The sequence below is a fragment of the Bacillus sp. FSL P2-0069 genome, assembly GCF_038593315.1.
Classification (GTDB): Bacteria; Bacillota; Bacilli; order Bacillales; family Bacillaceae; genus Bacillus; species Bacillus safensis.
In genome coordinates this window covers 50,868-67,077 of the sequence record NZ_CP151984.1, presented here as the reverse complement: position 1 = coordinate 67,077, position 16,210 = coordinate 50,868, and the positions used below count along the sequence as shown (strand labels likewise).

Here is a 16,210-nt window from a genome sequence, read left to right as displayed (position 1 = left end):
CGACAAAATCAAATGATTTCATCGGCATTCTTTCGTTTTATCAAAATGATATAGAGTTATTAGACCTAATGTTCCATTTGACGGGCTAAGAAGCCAGCTGCTGTCTCTGCCGCTTTATGCTCCACTTCTCCCATTGAACGCTCTTTAGAAAATAAGACGACAGCGCCAATCGGATCTCCGTTTGCAACAATAGGTGCAATGGTATAAGAAGATACGTCATCATCAATACCATCGACAAGTTGAATTTCTTTTTTGCTTTCTTCTAACACAGAATTACGCTGATCCATTGTTCGTTCAAGTAAATCACTGATGGATTTGTTTAAGTACTCTTTTTTCGAACTGCCGGATACAGCAATATACGTATCTCGATCACAGATCAGGATGGAATGACCCAAACTATCGAATAATGCATCAGCATATTCCTTCGCAAAGTCTCCTAGCTCACTAATCGGCGAATACTTCTTCAAAATCACTTCTCCATCGCGGTCGACGAAAATCTCAAGCGGATCTCCTTCCCGAATGCGCAATGTTCTGCGAATCTCCTTCGGAATAACCACTCTACCTAGATCATCGATGCGGCGTACAATTCCAGTTGCTTTCATTCACTGCTGCCTCTCTTTCGTTTGATGATGTGTTGGGTGAATGGAACAAAAGCGTCCACTTTATGCAACATTCACCACTTGACCCTGAGTTTAGTATCCGTCACATCAAACGTAATATACACGAGAGACAAACAAAATTTTATGAAGATGGAATGGTTTCTTTTTTCACATCTTGAAGGCCTCGAAGCATGTTAAGAACAACCTCAAGCCATTCCTCTGTCTTCTTGCCTTTCGTTTGGACAGAAATAATCAGCTTGCTGCCTTCCATTCCCAATCCGATTTCACGTCCATATTTACTGCCGAGCTCAAATAATTTTTGACCGTCGATTTCACCGCTTGCTTTCTCATCAAGGGTCATTCTGACAATGCCTTTCTCCATCTTGATCAGCTCGACACGTTCCTGGACAGCGTACACCTTCATTGTCGCAATCGTAAACAAGTCAGCCACTTCTTGCGGATATTCACCAAATCGGTCGATCATTTCATCCTGAAGCTCTTTTCTCTCTTCAATCGATCCAATTGCTCTGAACTGTTTATACATTTCAATCTTTTGCTTGCCATCCGAAATATAAGTGTCTGGGATGTAAGCATCAATTTGCAGATCAATTTCTGGCTCGAATTTATCTTGAGCCGTTGTATCGCCTCTTCTTTCCTCAATGGCTTCTTTCAGCATTTGAGAATAGAGATCGAATCCAACCGAATCAATGAAGCCATGCTGCTGAGCACCAAGTAAATTCCCTGCTCCTCGAATCGTTAAATCACGCATCGCAATTTTAAACCCAGATCCGAGCTCTGTGAATTCTTTAATGGCTTGAAGTCTTTTCTCCGCAACTTCAGAAAGAACTTTATCTTTTCGATACGTGAAATAAGCATAAGCGACACGGTTCGAACGCCCGACTCGTCCTCTTAGCTGGTACAGCTGAGAGAGCCCCATTTTATCGGCATCGTGGACGATGAGCGTGTTCACATTTGGAATATCGACTCCCGTTTCAATGATGGTGGTACTGACCAATACATCTGATTCACCTTCAAGGAAATTGATCATCACTGATTCCAGCTCGTTCTCACTCATTTTCCCGTGCGCATAACTGACTTTTGCGTCTGGGACCAGCATGGAGATTTCGTCTGCTTTTCGTTCAATATCCTCAACACGGTTATAAAGGAAGTACACTTGACCGCCGCGTGCTAATTCTCGCTCAATCGCTTCTCTGACTAGAGCGCCATTGTACTCGACCACATAGGTTTGAACAGGGAATCGATTTTCAGGCGGTGTTTCAATCACTGATAAATCCCGCACGCCTAGCATGGACATATGAAGCGTACGCGGAATTGGCGTAGCCGTTAATGTCAGTACGTCGATATTGGCTTTCATCTGTTTAATTTTCTCTTTATGCGTCACACCAAAACGCTGTTCCTCATCAATGATCAACAGTCCTAAATCCTTGTAGACGATGTCTTTTGAAAGAAGACGGTGTGTGCCGATAACCATATCGATCGTTCCGTTTTTCAGCCCTTTTAACGTTTCAGTTGTTTCTTTTCTTGTACGGAAACGGCTCAGCTGCGCAATTTTGACAGGGTAGTCTTGGAATCGGTCCATGATTGTGTCAAAATGCTGCTGCGCTAAGATGGTTGTCGGAACTAGCAGGGCTACCTGCTTCCCGTCAGCAATGGCTTTGAAGGCCGCTCGAATGGCCACCTCCGTTTTTCCGTAACCCACATCTCCACAAAGCAGACGGTCCATTGGACGTTCCCGCTCCATATCCTGTTTAATTTCGTGAATCGAACGGATTTGATCATCTGTTTCCTGGTAAGGGAACGCGGATTCAAACTGGCGCTGCATCTCATGATCAGGCGAGAAGGCATATCCTTTGCTTGCCTCGCGTTCTGCGTACAGTTTAATCAGATCATCTGCGATGTCCTGTACAGATGTTTCCACTTTTTTCTTCACACGTTTCCAATCGCTGCCGCCTAGTTTGTACAGCTTTGGTTCTTTACCTTCTGATCCTACATATTTCTGCACCTGATCAATTTGTTCAACCGGTACATAAAGCTTGTCGCTTCCTTGATAATGAATATTTAAATAATCTTTATGAATGCCGCCGATTTCAAGCGTTTCAATTCCTAAATATTTACCGATCCCGTGGTTAATGTGCACCACATAATCGCCGACTTGAAGCTCTGAATAGCTCTTGATCCGCTCTGCATTGGTCAGCTTTTGCTTACGTGCCTGCTTTTTCACACGCTTCTTGAAGAGTTCACCTTCTGTGATCACAGCAATTTTTGATAACGGCAATTCAAAGCCCGTTTGCAGCTCACCTTGTAAAATATACACCTGTCCGCTTACAAGCTCAGCGTCCGGTTTAGCAAGAGCGGCTTCAATGTCATAATCATGCAGAACAGACGACAGCTTTTCTGTCCGCTCTTCATCAGCACCTAAGAAGACAACCGTGTATTGCTGTTTTTTATAGCGTTCAATTTCACTCGCCAGCACATTCATCTGCCCGTGGAAATTCTGCATTTGCTTACTAGATACATTGACGATATTTTGCGGATTTGTCTGCTGGACATGTCTCAGGAACAAAGAGTAGTACAGAATGGATCTCGATTGCTGATTGATCAGTTCTTGGAACGGGAAAGATAGAGATAAATCATGAAGAATATTGCCTTCTTCAAGCAGACTAATTGTCCAATCGGCTTCTTCCTGTTCAAGCTGTTCTTCCATCTCCTGAATTCTGCTGATTTCATCTAAAATAATAATCGTATCCTGCGATGTGTAATCTAGCAAACTAGCAGGCTTTTCATAGAAATAGGACAGGTACTTCGTCATTTCCTGTGTCACGATGCCTTCTAGCAGCTTCTCGCGATCAGCAGAAATATTTTGATGAAGCAGTTCTTTTTGCTGATCTGAGTTGAATTTCTTTAAGCTCTTCGCCAGCCCTTGATCAAGCTGTTCAATGGCTCTCACTCGTTCAGGACCTCTCACAATTAACTCTTTTGCAGGACCTATTTTGATTTCTTGAAGGGTTTCTAATGAACGCTGTGTATCCGAATGAAACGTTCGAATCGAGTCTACTTCTGTATCAAACAGTTCAATACGGATTGGATGATCTTCCGTTAATGCATAGATGTCGATAATTCCTCCGCGCACACTAAAATCTCCGGGCGCTGCAACCATCGACGTCCGGTCATAACCAATTTGTACGAGCTGTTTTGAAAACGCCTCCAAATCAATTTCTTCACCGATCTTTAAATGGATCTGACTCTCCTTCCAGAGCTCAACTGGCGGAAGCATCCTGCGAACCGCAGCAGCGGGAGTGACGATAATGGGGTTTTCTCCATTCGCAAGTCGATTCAAGACATCCAAACGCTGTGCTCTCAGCTCAGGACTGGCCACTGCAATTTCTGAAGCGATGAGTTCATTGACAGGATAGAGAAGAACCGAGCGATCCGGCATCACACTTGCTAGATCATCTGTTACCTTCTGCGCCTGATATAAATTGTGAGTCACAATAAACATTGGCCGCTTCAGTTCGTCTGATATCGCGGCTGTAAATAAAGATCTGACGGAGCCTGATAGTCCGGCAAGCAGCTGTTCTTTTAACCCTTCCTTTAGCCCATTAAAAATGGACTGAAAATCATCACTTTGTTTGATAAATGATTGTATGTTTTTCATTTGGCTCCTCCTCCCTGTTTGTTTAAAACAGAAAAACGCTTTGGTCTAATATCTACACCAAAGCTTTTTTATTGAATAAAAGTATGATACTGATGGTAATCAGGATTTCTTTCAAGCGCCTCTTGGCAATCCTCACAAATGGTTTGTACATGTAAATCACCATTTTCCCTATAAGAAATCATATCGTTTCTTTCCTCATTTGTTAAGTGATGAAATCCAAGTGCTTCACTTTGGACAGCAGATTCATCTAGACTGCCAACCTTTACACCACAGTGGCGGCAGTAATAATGCAAAGCCATACGTGATCCTCCCATGCTGAGATTTTATGATCAGTATGTGCTTCGCTTATCATTCTTATACCTTCTTGTTAAAATCATTCATCACTTCTAAAAATGGCTTTTTTAAAGCCGCTTCACAAGCCTCGACAGACGATTGAATGGCTGATGCGATGTCAGGCTGTTCTTCTTCTGAGAAACGTCCTAGTACGTAATCAACGACCTTCATGCCGTTTTGAGGACGTCCAATGCCGATACGGAACCGGTCAAATTCAGGTGAACCTAAATGCTGAATTAATGATTTGATTCCATTATGCCCGCCTGCACTTCCTTTTGTACGTAAGCGAATCCGGCCAGTTGGCAAATCAAGATCATCATAGATCACTTTCAAATGTTCAAGGGGAATATCGTAATAGTCCATCAGCGGACGCACACATTCTCCTGATAAGTTCATATATGTAAGCGGCTTTACAAGTAGAACCTTTTGCCCCGAAACAAACCCAGTTCCAAATTGTCCATAGAATTTTGATTGATTTAAAGGAATGTCCCATTTTTTTGATAATTCATCTATTGTCATAAACCCGACATTATGTCTTGTTTTTTCATATTCTTTTCCTGGATTGCCTAATCCAACGAATGCAATCATGAAACCAATAACCTCCTTTGTCACACAGCACACGCCTAAAAAATGAGCCAATCAGATTGCCTCATGTAAAAACGTATGAATTCTTTTCATTCTAGCACAAAAGACGCAACCGCGGGAGGGTTACGTCTCTAAATGACCAGTTATTCTCCATCGTCATCCTTTTCTTTAATGGCCTCAGGCTCTTGCGGCTCTTCTTCGCTATCTGGCTCAGGAACCTCTGATTGCTGAGGCGGCAGAATGGAGGCAACGACTTCTTCTGGATCGTTATTGATTTGATAAGATGACTGAACAGGCAGATCAGCAACTGTTAAGACATCATTGACTTCTAAGTTTGTAATATCAGCTTCAATATTCTGCGGAATATCTTTTGGTTTCGCTGTAACAGATAGTTCAAATAGTGGCTGCTGAAGCACACCGCCATCTTTTACCCCTTTAGACTCGCCAATCAGCTGTATTGGTACATCTGCCTCAATTTCACGCTGTAAGTCAACGACTTGGAAATCAGCATGAACAAGTTCGTTTTTCAGCGGATCTGTTTGTAATTCTGTCACCATCACAGATTTCGTTTCACCACCCACGTCTAAGGTGATGATTGTATTCTTCCCTTCATCACGTAAGGTTTTTAATAAATCGATGCTGTCTAATGAAACAGCCAGATTGTCTGTATTTTTTCCGTATATGACACCAGGAACGTGTCCTGAATGACGGATTTTTTGCAGTGTGGAACGTTTGAAATCAGTTCTTTTATTTGCTTTTAAAGTTGCCATATTCAGCACCATCCTATTTCTTTTTTGTCACTACTCTCATAATTACCCATAACCGAATCATTTTAAACCTATTTGCCGTGAATGATGATAGCAAAAAGACCCCAAGCTTGATGCCTAGGGCCTTTTTTAATCAGAAAATTAGCTAAAAAGGTAGCTCACAGATTCTTCTTCATGTACACGGATGATGGCTTCTGCAAGCAAAGGCCCAACTGAAAGCGGAATGAATTTTCCAGCTTTCTTGTCATCAGTTAATTGAATACTGTTTGTCACAACTAATTCTTTAATTTTAGAGTTTGTGATGCGTTCTACTGCTGGTCCAGACAAGACTGGGTGCGTACAGCAAGCATATACTTCAGCTGCTCCATTTTCGACTAGCGCATTTGCAGCAAGTGTAATAGTACCAGCTGTATCAATGATATCATCGATTAGAATGGCCGTTTTGCCTTCAATGTTACCAATAATGTTCATGACTTCAGCAACGTTTGGCTTTGGACGGCGTTTGTCGATAATTGCGATTGGCGCTTTCAGGCGGTCTGCCATTTTACGCGCACGTGTCACACCACCGTGGTCAGGAGACACAACAACGATATCATTCAAGTTCTTCTGTTCGAAATAGTTTGTTAAGATTGGCACAGCCATTAAGTTATCGATTGGAATATCGAAGAAACCTTGGATTTGCGGCGCATGAAGATCAAGCGCAATCACACGTGTAGCACCTGCTGTTTCAAGCAAGTTTGCAAAAAGCTTCGCAGTGATTGGCTCACGAGGTTTTGCTTTACGATCTTGACGTGCATATCCGTAATAAGGGATCACAATATTGACAGTTTTCGCAGAAGCGCGTTTTAGTGCATCCACCATAATGAGCAGTTCCATAATATGCTCATTGACTGGCGCACTTGTTGATTGAATAACATAACAATCACAGCCGCGGATACTTTCTTCAATATTGATTTGGACTTCACCGTCACTAAAGCGTTTAACAGAGCTCTTTCCTACATCAACTCCGATACGATCGGCAATTTCTTTGGCAAGTTCAGGGTTTGAATTCAAAGAGAATATCTTTAAATTCGCATCAGCATAACGATTAGACATGGTAAACCTCCGGGTATTTGGATTATTTTTTATGAATATTTTTCACATAATCTTCTTTATTGACTTGTCTTGCTCTAGCAATAGACAATGCATCCTGCGGTACATCTTCTGTAACCGTTGAACCGGCTGCAACATATGCCCCTTTTCCGACAGTGACTGGTGCAACGAGATTTGAATTACAGCCAATAAATGCGCCGTCTTCAATCTTCGTTAAGAATTTGTTTTTCCCATCATAGTTGACTGTAATGGAACCACAGCCAAGATTTACATCAGTTCCGACCTCTGCGTCTCCAATGTAGCTTAGATGAGATGCTTTGCTGCGGTCTCCAAAAACTGTTTTCTTGATTTCGACAAAATTCCCAATTTTTACTTCATCGCCAATTTTCGACAACGGGCGAATATGAGCAAACGGTCCAATTGTCACATCAACTCCAACCTCACTATCGCAGACGACAGATTGCTTAATAACTGTTCGATCTCCGATGATGCTGTCAACAATTTCAGTGTTTGGCCCAATAGTGGCGTCTGCACCGATTTTTACATTCCCTTTGATGACCGTCCCAGGATAAATAACTGTATCTTCACCGATGACAGCATCTGGCGAAATATACGTGTTCTCAGGATCAATCAAGGTCACACCATTCTTCATATGCTGATGATTAATACGTCGCTTCATGAATTGCTCTGCTTGTGATAGAGCGATACGGTCATTAACTCCAAGTGTTTCTTCAAAATGCGGTGTTTGATAAGCTGCAACTGTTTGCCCTTCATTTTTTAGAATTTCAATAACGTCTGGCAAGTAGTATTCACCCTGTGCATTTTCATTCGACACTTGCTCAATCACACGGAAGAGATCTTCATTTGAAAAGCAATAAGTCCCTGTATTAATTTCATTCACTTGACGCTCTGCATCGTTCGCATCTTTATGCTCCACAATTTTCACGACAGCACCTGTTTCGTCACGAATAATACGGCCATAGCCTGTTGGATCATCCGCATGTGCTGTTAAAATAGTGACTTTTGCTTGATGTTTTTGATGCTCGCTTAACATGGCTTCCATTGTTTCCGCTGTCAATAATGGCGTATCACCACAAATGACAATGGTTGTTCCCTTTTCCTGCGCGAGGAACGACTTTGCTTGTTTAACGGCATGGGCTGTTCCCAGCTGTTCTTCTTGAAGTGCATACTCACTTCTGTCTCCAAGCTGCTCTTTCACGTCCTCTGCACCATGACCGACAATCGTCACCAGCTTGGCTAAAGAAAGCTTTAACGCTTCATCTGCCACATGCTCGACCATTGGCTTTCCGCAAACTGGATGAAGTACTTTATATAGCTTTGACTTCATTCTCGTTCCTTTTCCCGCTGCTAAAATCACTGCGAACCGCTTATCCATTGATTGGCCTCCAATATCCCTATTATCCATAGAAAAATATATCCTAAATAAAGACTGATTTCAAGGATACATAAGGAAGTACAATAATTTCCTAACAGATGAAAGACTTAAGAAACAAGAGAAAGAACGCAAAAAAGACAGCATTTAAAAGAAAACATTCATTTTCTCTTAAAGCTGTCTTTTTAGGTTCACGTATGATTAAGAAGCTCCAGCTTCTTCATATTCAATTGTTTCTTCCTCTTCGCCTAAGCGATGATATTCATTTAATACAGCATCTTGGATTTTACCCCGAGTGCTTGAATTAATTGGATGTGCAATGTCGCGAAACTCTCCATCGGGCGTGCGTTTGCTAGGCATTGCAACAAACAACCCATTATTTCCATCAATCACACGAATATCATGAACAACAAATTCGTGGTCCAGCGTGATGGATGCAATCGCCCTCATGCGACCATCGGTATTCACGCGGCGTAATCTTACGTCAGTAACTTCCACAGTAGTTCACCACCTTTTCCCAATATAAAAGCATTACTTAGGTATTCAACGATCGTGGTGATTCTCCTGCTCTTTTTTTAAACTTTTTTTGAAATATCGGGATATTTATACATTATTTGTCATATTCGTGACGACGCTTACATTCTCAGCATAAAAAAAGACATCATGATGATGTCTTTCCCTGCATATGATGAAACCAAACGGCTTTCATTGAGAGTGCCTGTTTATTTCACTAATGCAACTACTTCTATTTCTACAAGCGCATCCTTTGGAAGTCTTGCCACTTCCACACATGAACGAGCTGGCTTATGTGTATGGAAATACTCACCGTACACTTCATTCACTTCAGCGAATTGTTCCATATCCTTGATGAAAACAGTTGCTTTCACGACTGTTTCAAAGGAAGCACCTGCTGCTTCAAGTACAGCCTCAAGATTACGGAATACTTGATGTGTTTGTTCTTTAATATCTCCATTGACAAAATCTCCAGCTGGGGTTAATGGAATCTGCCCTGAGCTGTAAAACATGTTATTGACAATAATTCCTTGAGAGTAAGGTCCAATGGCTGCTGGTGCATGTTTGGTTTGAACAACTTTTGTCATATCAATCTCTCCCATTCAAATACATGTTTAATCAAAGCTTACGCTTTCGGATGAAAAAACTCGTGGAAATTGCCTTCATTGATCTCAATGATTTTTTGCTTCATATCAATGGTTGAAAGCTTTAACAATGAGACATATTCATCGACAAGACGTTCATCTACGCCTTCATCTTCTAAAAGAACACCGATCCCTGCAACATTTGCATTAAATTCCTCAAGCAAATTCATCATGCCGTTAATGGTTCCGCCCGCTTTCATAAAGTCATCAATGATCAGCACATTGGAGCCTTTATCTAAGCTGCGCTTTGCAAGGGACATGGTTTGAATTCGGTTAGACGAACCTGACGCATAATTAATACTGACTGTTGATCCTTCGGTTACCTTATTATCTTTTCTAACGATCACAACAGGCACATTTAAATAACCCGCAACAGAATAGGCAATTGGAATACCCTTTGTCGCAACGGTCATGACGACATCAATCGCACGGTCCGCAAAGATGGTCGCAAACAGCTTACCGATTTTCGCAAGAATCGATGGATTGCCTAAAACATCGGTTAAATATAAATAACCGCCAGGAAGTACACGTTCAGGAGTTGATAATGCCTCTCCGATATCGTTTACTACGTCATCTGCTTCTTTTAGGTGAATTTTAGGAATATATTTCACTCCGCCAGCAGCGCCAGGTACAGTAAGCAATGTGCCTATTCCCTGCTGTTCGAAGGTCTGTTTGATAATCGTTAAGTCTTCACTAATGGAGGACTTTGCAGATTGATAACGTTCTGCAAAAAAAGTTAAAGGTACTAGTACGTGCGGGTGGGCTAACAAATAATTTGTTAAGTCCACCAATCTGCCGCTTCGACGAAACTTCATGAACTTACCCCCAGAACCCGAATAATTTATGAATAATATAACTTAATATACGGATTTAATCAAGGGCATTTTGTTCGCCGATCATGCGGACAGCGTATACTTGATCACAAAATCCTCTCAGTCCGTTATATATTCTTTGTACCTTCGATTCATATTGAATCAAGCCAAATACAGTTGGGCCGCTTCCACTCATTAATACAGCATCAGCACCGAAACGCTTCATCTGTCTTTTGATCATATCTACTTCCGGATACATCTTTAATGTCACAGACTCCAGAACGTTACCGAGTGAGCCGCACATCTCTTTATAATCTTTCGCTTCAATGGCTTCAATCATACGCTGTACATTTGGGTGTTCTACTTTGCTTGCGTCATATTGTCTATAAACTTCAGCTGTAGATACCCCAATCACCGGCTTCGCTAAAATCACCCAGCAATGCGGCGGTGTCGCGATATGCTTCAGTTTTTCTCCACGTCCTGTCGCTAGTGCTGTGCCTCCGTGTACACAAAAAGACACATCTGAGCCGATCTCCGCTCCAAGCTCAGCTAGTTCATCTAACGTGAGATTCAACTTCCACAAACGGTTTAAACCGCGAAGCGCTGCTGCAGCATCACTGCTGCCTCCAGCTAAACCTGCTGCAACAGGTATTGTTTTTGTGATGACAATCGATACTCCTTTTTGAATACCGAACCTTGTTTTGAGTAATTTAGCCGCCTGATAAGCCAAGTTACGCTGATCATCTGGCACAAATCGATTATGAGATGATACACGGATTTCGTCTTTGTCCAGCTCCGTCAGCTCAAGTCGATCTGCAAGGTCTATTGTTGTCATCACCATCTCTACTTCGTGATATCCATCCGGTCTTTTTCCATGAACATCAAGTGAGAGATTAATTTTTGCCGGTGCTTTTTCTAAAATACGCAAACATTTCACCTACTTCTCCATCTAAACATAAGTATCAATATTGTATCACATTTGATGGATCTGATGAATATTGGCTTTTACGCCCAGCACACTGACTTTTTCAGCAAAAAAAGCCAGAGACACCTGAGGTATCCCTGACCATTTTTCTATCGTTGATTCTCATCCTGAGCCATGTGCTGCTGAGCTAATTCGATGGCACGTTTGACCATATTACCTGCGTCACGCGCACGAATTTCTCCCCAGCCTCCATTTTTGACGGTATCATAAAATCCAAGATCCTTCGCCAGCTCGTATTTGAACTCATCTGACATAATGCCTCGGCGTCTACCCAAACGAAACAGCCCCTTTAGTCGAGAATTCGAATCAGTGCCACTGCTTTTGTGGCTTTCTTATTTTGTATCGAATCCTTTCTTTTACCCCTTTCAAAAAATGGACAGACTCCCATTCAGAAAAAAAGGCAAAACAAAAAGCAGTAAACAAGAAGTTCACTGCCCATTAATAGGCGACTGAGCTAGCGGTATCATCGAACGTTAATTCGACCGTCTCAGTCAGTATATCTGCATAACTGTAAGAAACTCTTTCAAACGAATTCTCATCTTGATCTAATTGAATCACAAATACAGAAGGGTACGTTTCAGCTAAAATGCCCGAACGCTCAATTGTTTTACGGCGGCCTCCGTTAGCCTTTAACGTCAAACGTTTACCTAAGTTACCATCAAGCGATCTTTTGATGTCGGACAAAGTCTTCGCCATTGCATCCACCTCACTGAGATAATTATACAACAACGGCCCATTTTTGTCAAATAAAAATTAAATTATATCAACCAACACGAGCCATTGTCAACAAAATAATTTTGACAAACTTCTACCTTTTCTCCTCCCTATTTTTCTCAAATTCCGGTGAATTATGTATCCGTTTGAAATTTCTTTTTACACATAAAAAAAACCAGACTGAAATCAGTCGGGTTATGTCGATTCATGGTCTTTTTTATATGGCATACCTACCCTTAAAACACCCTTCGTCTCGATGCCTCCGAGACCTTTTTCTCTTGTTAATGTATTACGAAGCACATCCCACACATTGATTCGATCTACAAATGGAGTGAAGCTGATCTTCGCAACGATATAGACGGGATCGAGCGCATGGATGTTCACACGTGAAGGTGAGCTTGCAAAATTGGCACCTGCTTGGATCAATGATTCGAAATGAGATTGACAGGCGCCTGCAAAGATCACAAGCTGATCTAAATGAGGAATTTTCTTTCTTGCTTTTTGAACCGTCTCAACGAAATGACGAGAATGGCGATAGGCACCGATATCATTTACGCCGCCCTTTTGCTTGGAATACGCATCATGCCCTGTAATGACCAAAATATCAGGCCGATATTGATCAAGTAACGAATCGATCACGCTTGGCATTTTCTTCTCATGACAATGCACTCCGTACACAGGTACACCAATTCGTTCATATACATCTAAGCATTTCTTTAAGTATGAAGCATCTCCATCTAAATGAAGGACCTTTCCAGGCATGTGAAAATACTGCTCCTGATGCTGATATTGTCCAGATGTATAATACTCTTGTTTTTCACGCAGCAGCTGATAATCCTGTCTTAGTAAGTCGAGCGATTCGTTAATTTTCCGTTCGTCGTCCTTTTCCCTTGTCAGCTGCTCCTCTTTTTGAATTAAGACGAGATCCGACATCTTAGCATCAGCAATCAGCCTTACTTCATTCCCATGCAATATGGCAGTGGCTTCGTGCTGATCTGTCTCATCAATTCGAATGATTCGAAACATAATATCCATTTGATAGGATGCCCTCGTCACCATATCTCCTATTTGAAATTGCATGCTGTTCACTCCACAATCAGGCTCATATCCTGTTGGTATCGTCTTTCATATATGCTGTTCTTTCTAGCCTATGCCCGAACAGTTGAAGTGGTGAAAAACAAAAGAAAAAAGCCCTTACGATAGGGCTTTTTGTAAAACATTCGACAAACGGGCAAATTCCTCAATGGATAATGATTCTCCGCGGCGCTTTCCATCAATATCTGCTGTTTGAAGTGCTTCTTCGATGATGGCTTTATGTTTTTTTCCATCAGGGAGATTGTTCATCAAATTATTCATCAATGTTTTCCGGCGCTGGCCAAAGCTTGCTCGGATCAATTGAAAGAAAAACGCATCATTTTCTACTGAGACAGCAGGCGTTTCACGAACAGTCAGCTTAATCACAGCCGAATCAACATTGGGCTGAGGAACAAAAACCGTTTTAGGCACAACCATCACCGTTTTTGCTTCGGTATAATATTGAACTGCGATAGACAGTGAATTATATTCCTTTGATGAAGGGGCAGCTGCCATACGATCTGCTACTTCTTTTTGCAGCATGACCACAATCCCTTTCAATGGAAGGTTTTCTTCAAGCAATTTCATAATAATCGGTGTTGTCACGTAATATGGAAGGTTGGCTACGACCATCACTTCTTTACAGTCAGCAAAATTCTCCTCGATGACCTTTCTCACATCGGCTTTTAATACATCTTGATGAATGATCGTGACATTATCATATGGAGAGAGCGTATCGTTTAAAATAGGCAATAAACGCTGATCGATTTCAAAAGCGGTGACTTTCTTTGCACGTTTAGCGAGCTGCTCTGTCAATGCGCCGATACCAGGCCCAATTTCAATGACGCCGGTCTCATCTGTAACCTCTGCGTGATCAACAATGCGATCTAAAATATTTGTATCAATTAAGAAGTTCTGCCCTAAGCTCTTTTTAAAAGAGAAACCGTACTTCTTCAGTATTTCCTTCGTTCTGACGGGTGTCGCAATATCTTTATTCATCGGCTTCCTCCTGCATGACGGTCTTTAAGGCCGCAATAAAATCATGTTTGGTTATTTGGAACATGTGAAGGCGCTTTTGCAGCTGCTTCGCATTGGTATATCCTATATTTAAAAGCACTCCTAGTCGTTCGCGGCGGCGTTTCGATGCTTCGCCTCCGATAAGGCCTGCGTCAAATAAGTCATCTAAAGTAATGTCACTTTCCGTTACTTCCATTTCTTCATGGACATGGGCAAGACATTCCCGAATACTGTCCAAGGAAGCATGCTCGACACCAATTCCTTTATCCCGCTTCGCCTTCGCAAGATGTTTTGGCAAAAAAGCGTGCTTACAGCCAGGAACTGCCTCTGCGATGGTTTTACGGATCTTCTCACCAGGAAAATCAGGATCTGTTAAAATAATGACCCCTCTCGTCTCCTGAGCAAGACGCACTTGTTGAATGACTGTATCGCCAATGGCAGATCCGTTTGTTTCGATCGTATCTGCATCCACTGCCATCTTCACTCTGGCAGTGTCATCACGACCCTCCACCACAATGATTTCTTTGATTTTCATGTATTCCTCCGCTTGCAAAAACAATCTACATTTTTTGGTTAAAAAAACGAAACCTTTCATGCTGCTTTTGCGTCTAATTAATTAGAAAACAGTGCTTCTATTATAACCAAAAAAACAGAGGGTGCGCAAAGCCCTCTGTTCATATAAATGATTTGATGTGTTTATTTGAGTACTCTAATTTTTACTCGTTTATTTCCCCATTGATAAGCTGCCGACTTACTTGGGACGAACACATCAATTTTATTCCCTTTTATAGCAGATCCAGTGTCTGATGCAACGGCATATCCATAGCCTTCCACATACACTTTTGAGCCCAGCGGAATGACACTCGGATCAACTGCTATAACCTTTGCACCTGGATTTGCTTTTAAATTAAAGCCTGTAGACGTTCTGCCCGTACATCCAGCACAGCTCGCTGTATAGGCTGTTGATGCCACATAAAATTCTTTTCCTGACGATTCATTGCTTCGTGAAACCGCAGGGGACGCTGTAGGTTCCTTTTTGGCCACTTGTGTACCAATAGCCACTAATCGGTCCTTACTATCTTTTTCGGTCACTTCTTTAATCAATTCTTTAGACACCACTTTGCCGTTTTCTTTCACAATGGCATAGTGCTTCTTCAATTTACCTTCTTCACCTTTTTTAAGTACCTTCTCTTTCCCTTTTTCAAGAGAATGATCCTTTTTATGTTTGGTATCAAAAGCAATTTTCTCTTCCACTACATCGGTGACCTTTTCCACCCGAGTGATCTTTATATCTGCGCTCTTTTTAGAAAGGTTACTATGTAACGCAGGCTTGATCTTATCGTGCTTCTTGAGCTTTAGCTCTTGTTGCTTTAAAAAGTCAGCGACCGTAGTCGAAGTGGTCCACACTTTTTTATCTTTTCCTCCATCATTTAAGCTGACCTGGAAGGCCTGCTGAACCACAAGATTCATATCCTTTTTTAACTTGTCATTCTTTCCTGGTGTTACTTGATCGTGCTTCCCTATATCTATCTTCTCATTCTTCAATAATGCTCCAACCGTCTGATCTGTAGTCCATATCGTTTTCTCTTTCCCATCTAGGGTCAGATGAACCGGTATAGCCGCATCATACACAATGTTCATATTGTCTTGAATCTTTGTATTTAGACTTGGAGAGATATGATCCTCCGCCTTGGTCCTTATTCCAAGGTCTGAAAGCAGCTGTGCTACTGTCTCTTCATGTGTACGAATTGTCTTCTCTTTACCATTGATTGAAATGGTAATAGACTGCTTAGTGAGCTCATGCGCACCGTAAGCCGTTCCAGTTCCAGCTAAAAGCAAGCAAACCACTAGTAATAAAACCTTGCCTTTTCCTAGCTTCACAGAAAACAGATTTTTCATTTTTTGTACGATGAAAAACGCCTCCTTCTCCTCGGAGAGATTATATAGAGTATCTCAAAACCTGTCAACCCTTCCACCCACTGTACAAAAATGCTCGATTGTAAACC

General features: G+C 41.8%; 17 protein-coding genes. All 17 read right to left on the bottom strand.

Features of this window, described 5'->3' with window-relative positions; all coding sequences use genetic code 11:
* Positions 1–65: 65 nt before the first annotated feature.
* Positions 66–602, bottom strand: coding sequence for a stage V sporulation protein T (gene spoVT, locus NSQ34_RS00350; RefSeq protein ID WP_034284159.1), 537 nt, complete (start codon positions 600–602; stop codon positions 66–68).
* A gap of 139 nt (positions 603–741) precedes the next feature.
* Positions 742–4,275, bottom strand: a complete 3,534-nt coding sequence (gene mfd, locus NSQ34_RS00345) for a transcription-repair coupling factor (RefSeq protein ID WP_041115203.1) — start codon at positions 4,273–4,275, stop codon at positions 742–744.
* Between the two features lie 68 nt (positions 4,276–4,343).
* Positions 4,344–4,574 carry an anti-sigma-F factor Fin family protein gene (locus NSQ34_RS00340; RefSeq protein WP_003217967.1) on the bottom strand — a complete coding sequence of 77 codons (231 nt, stop codon included), beginning with the start codon at positions 4,572–4,574 and terminating at the stop codon, positions 4,344–4,346.
* 55 nt (positions 4,575–4,629) lie between these two features.
* Complete coding sequence (gene pth, locus NSQ34_RS00335; protein WP_254001533.1) at positions 4,630–5,196, bottom strand: aminoacyl-tRNA hydrolase; 567 nt, start codon at positions 5,194–5,196, stop codon at positions 4,630–4,632.
* A gap of 140 nt (positions 5,197–5,336) precedes the next feature.
* On the bottom strand, positions 5,337–5,963 hold the full coding sequence (locus tag NSQ34_RS00330; protein ID WP_034284155.1) for a 50S ribosomal protein L25/general stress protein Ctc: 627 nt from the start codon (positions 5,961–5,963) through the stop codon (positions 5,337–5,339).
* A gap of 138 nt (positions 5,964–6,101) precedes the next feature.
* Positions 6,102–7,055, bottom strand: a complete 954-nt coding sequence (locus NSQ34_RS00325) for a ribose-phosphate diphosphokinase (RefSeq protein ID WP_034284154.1) — start codon at positions 7,053–7,055, stop codon at positions 6,102–6,104.
* Positions 7,056–7,077: 22 nt separating this feature from the next.
* Positions 7,078–8,448 (bottom strand): bifunctional UDP-N-acetylglucosamine diphosphorylase/glucosamine-1-phosphate N-acetyltransferase GlmU, encoded by a 1,371-nt coding sequence (gene glmU / locus NSQ34_RS00320; protein WP_024425640.1) that lies wholly within the window; start codon positions 8,446–8,448, stop codon positions 7,078–7,080.
* 198 nt (positions 8,449–8,646) lie between these two features.
* On the bottom strand, positions 8,647–8,943 hold the full coding sequence (gene spoVG, locus NSQ34_RS00315; RefSeq protein WP_008357439.1) for a septation regulator SpoVG: 297 nt from the start codon (positions 8,941–8,943) through the stop codon (positions 8,647–8,649).
* 224 nt (positions 8,944–9,167) lie between these two features.
* Positions 9,168–9,545 (bottom strand): 2-iminobutanoate/2-iminopropanoate deaminase, encoded by a 378-nt coding sequence (gene ridA / locus NSQ34_RS00310; RefSeq protein ID WP_024425639.1) that lies wholly within the window; start codon positions 9,543–9,545, stop codon positions 9,168–9,170.
* Between the two features lie 38 nt (positions 9,546–9,583).
* Positions 9,584–10,417, bottom strand: a complete 834-nt coding sequence (gene purR / locus NSQ34_RS00305) for a pur operon repressor (protein ID WP_024427197.1) — start codon at positions 10,415–10,417, stop codon at positions 9,584–9,586.
* Positions 10,418–10,472: 55 nt separating this feature from the next.
* Entirely contained in the window at positions 10,473–11,342 is an 870-nt protein-coding gene (gene ispE, locus NSQ34_RS00300) for a 4-(cytidine 5'-diphospho)-2-C-methyl-D-erythritol kinase (RefSeq protein ID WP_061109541.1), read from the bottom strand.
* Positions 11,343–11,488: 146 nt separating this feature from the next.
* Complete coding sequence (locus NSQ34_RS00295) at positions 11,489–11,674, bottom strand: small, acid-soluble spore protein, alpha/beta type (RefSeq protein ID WP_012008653.1); 186 nt, start codon at positions 11,672–11,674, stop codon at positions 11,489–11,491.
* Between the two features lie 163 nt (positions 11,675–11,837).
* Positions 11,838–12,095 (bottom strand): Veg family protein, encoded by a 258-nt coding sequence (locus tag NSQ34_RS00290; RefSeq protein ID WP_003217979.1) that lies wholly within the window; start codon positions 12,093–12,095, stop codon positions 11,838–11,840.
* A gap of 213 nt (positions 12,096–12,308) precedes the next feature.
* Positions 12,309–13,193: a sporulation peptidase YabG gene (yabG, locus tag NSQ34_RS00285; protein WP_024427198.1), complete on the bottom strand. Its 885-nt coding sequence runs from the start codon at positions 13,191–13,193 to the stop codon at positions 12,309–12,311.
* Between the two features lie 114 nt (positions 13,194–13,307).
* On the bottom strand, positions 13,308–14,186 hold the full coding sequence (rsmA, locus tag NSQ34_RS00280; protein ID WP_024427199.1) for a 16S rRNA (adenine(1518)-N(6)/adenine(1519)-N(6))-dimethyltransferase RsmA: 879 nt from the start codon (positions 14,184–14,186) through the stop codon (positions 13,308–13,310).
* The gene (gene rnmV / locus NSQ34_RS00275) at positions 14,179–14,739 is read right to left on the bottom strand and encodes a ribonuclease M5 (protein WP_024427200.1); all 561 of its coding nucleotides are present in this window, start codon (positions 14,737–14,739) and stop codon (positions 14,179–14,181) included. Before rnmV ends, rsmA begins: the two co-directional genes overlap by 8 nt.
* A 161-nt stretch (positions 14,740–14,900) precedes the next feature.
* Complete coding sequence (locus NSQ34_RS00270) at positions 14,901–16,103, bottom strand: G5 and 3D domain-containing protein (protein ID WP_041105711.1); 1,203 nt, start codon at positions 16,101–16,103, stop codon at positions 14,901–14,903.
* Positions 16,104–16,210: the final 107 nt, after the last annotated feature.

Coding starts and splice junctions, on each gene's coding strand:
- yabG (WP_024427198.1), bottom strand. CDS start 13,193: ATGCAATTTCAAATAGGAGATATGGTGACGAGGGCATCCTATCAAATG.
- glmU (WP_024425640.1), bottom strand. CDS start 8,448: ATGGATAAGCGGTTCGCAGTGATTTTAGCAGCGGGAAAAGGAACGAGA.
- rsmA (WP_024427199.1), bottom strand. CDS start 14,186: ATGAATAAAGATATTGCGACACCCGTCAGAACGAAGGAAATACTGAAG.
- purR (WP_024427197.1), bottom strand. CDS start 10,417: ATGAAGTTTCGTCGAAGCGGCAGATTGGTGGACTTAACAAATTATTTG.
- spoVT (WP_034284159.1), bottom strand. CDS start 602: ATGAAAGCAACTGGAATTGTACGCCGCATCGATGATCTAGGTAGAGTG.
- NSQ34_RS00325 (WP_034284154.1), bottom strand. CDS start 7,055: ATGTCTAATCGTTATGCTGATGCGAATTTAAAGATATTCTCTTTGAAT.
- mfd (WP_041115203.1), bottom strand. CDS start 4,275: ATGAAAAACATACAATCATTTATCAAACAAAGTGATGATTTTCAGTCC.
- NSQ34_RS00330 (WP_034284155.1), bottom strand. CDS start 5,963: ATGGCAACTTTAAAAGCAAATAAAAGAACTGATTTCAAACGTTCCACA.
- NSQ34_RS00340 (WP_003217967.1), bottom strand. CDS start 4,574: ATGGCTTTGCATTATTACTGCCGCCACTGTGGTGTAAAGGTTGGCAGT.
- rnmV (WP_024427200.1), bottom strand. CDS start 14,739: ATGAAAATCAAAGAAATCATTGTGGTGGAGGGTCGTGATGACACTGCC.
- NSQ34_RS00290 (WP_003217979.1), bottom strand. CDS start 12,095: ATGGCGAAGACTTTGTCCGACATCAAAAGATCGCTTGATGGTAACTTA.
- ridA (WP_024425639.1), bottom strand. CDS start 9,545: ATGACAAAAGTTGTTCAAACCAAACATGCACCAGCAGCCATTGGACCT.
- NSQ34_RS00270 (WP_041105711.1), bottom strand. CDS start 16,103: ATGAAAAATCTGTTTTCTGTGAAGCTAGGAAAAGGCAAGGTTTTATTA.
- pth (WP_254001533.1), bottom strand. CDS start 5,196: ATGATTGCATTCGTTGGATTAGGCAATCCAGGAAAAGAATATGAAAAA.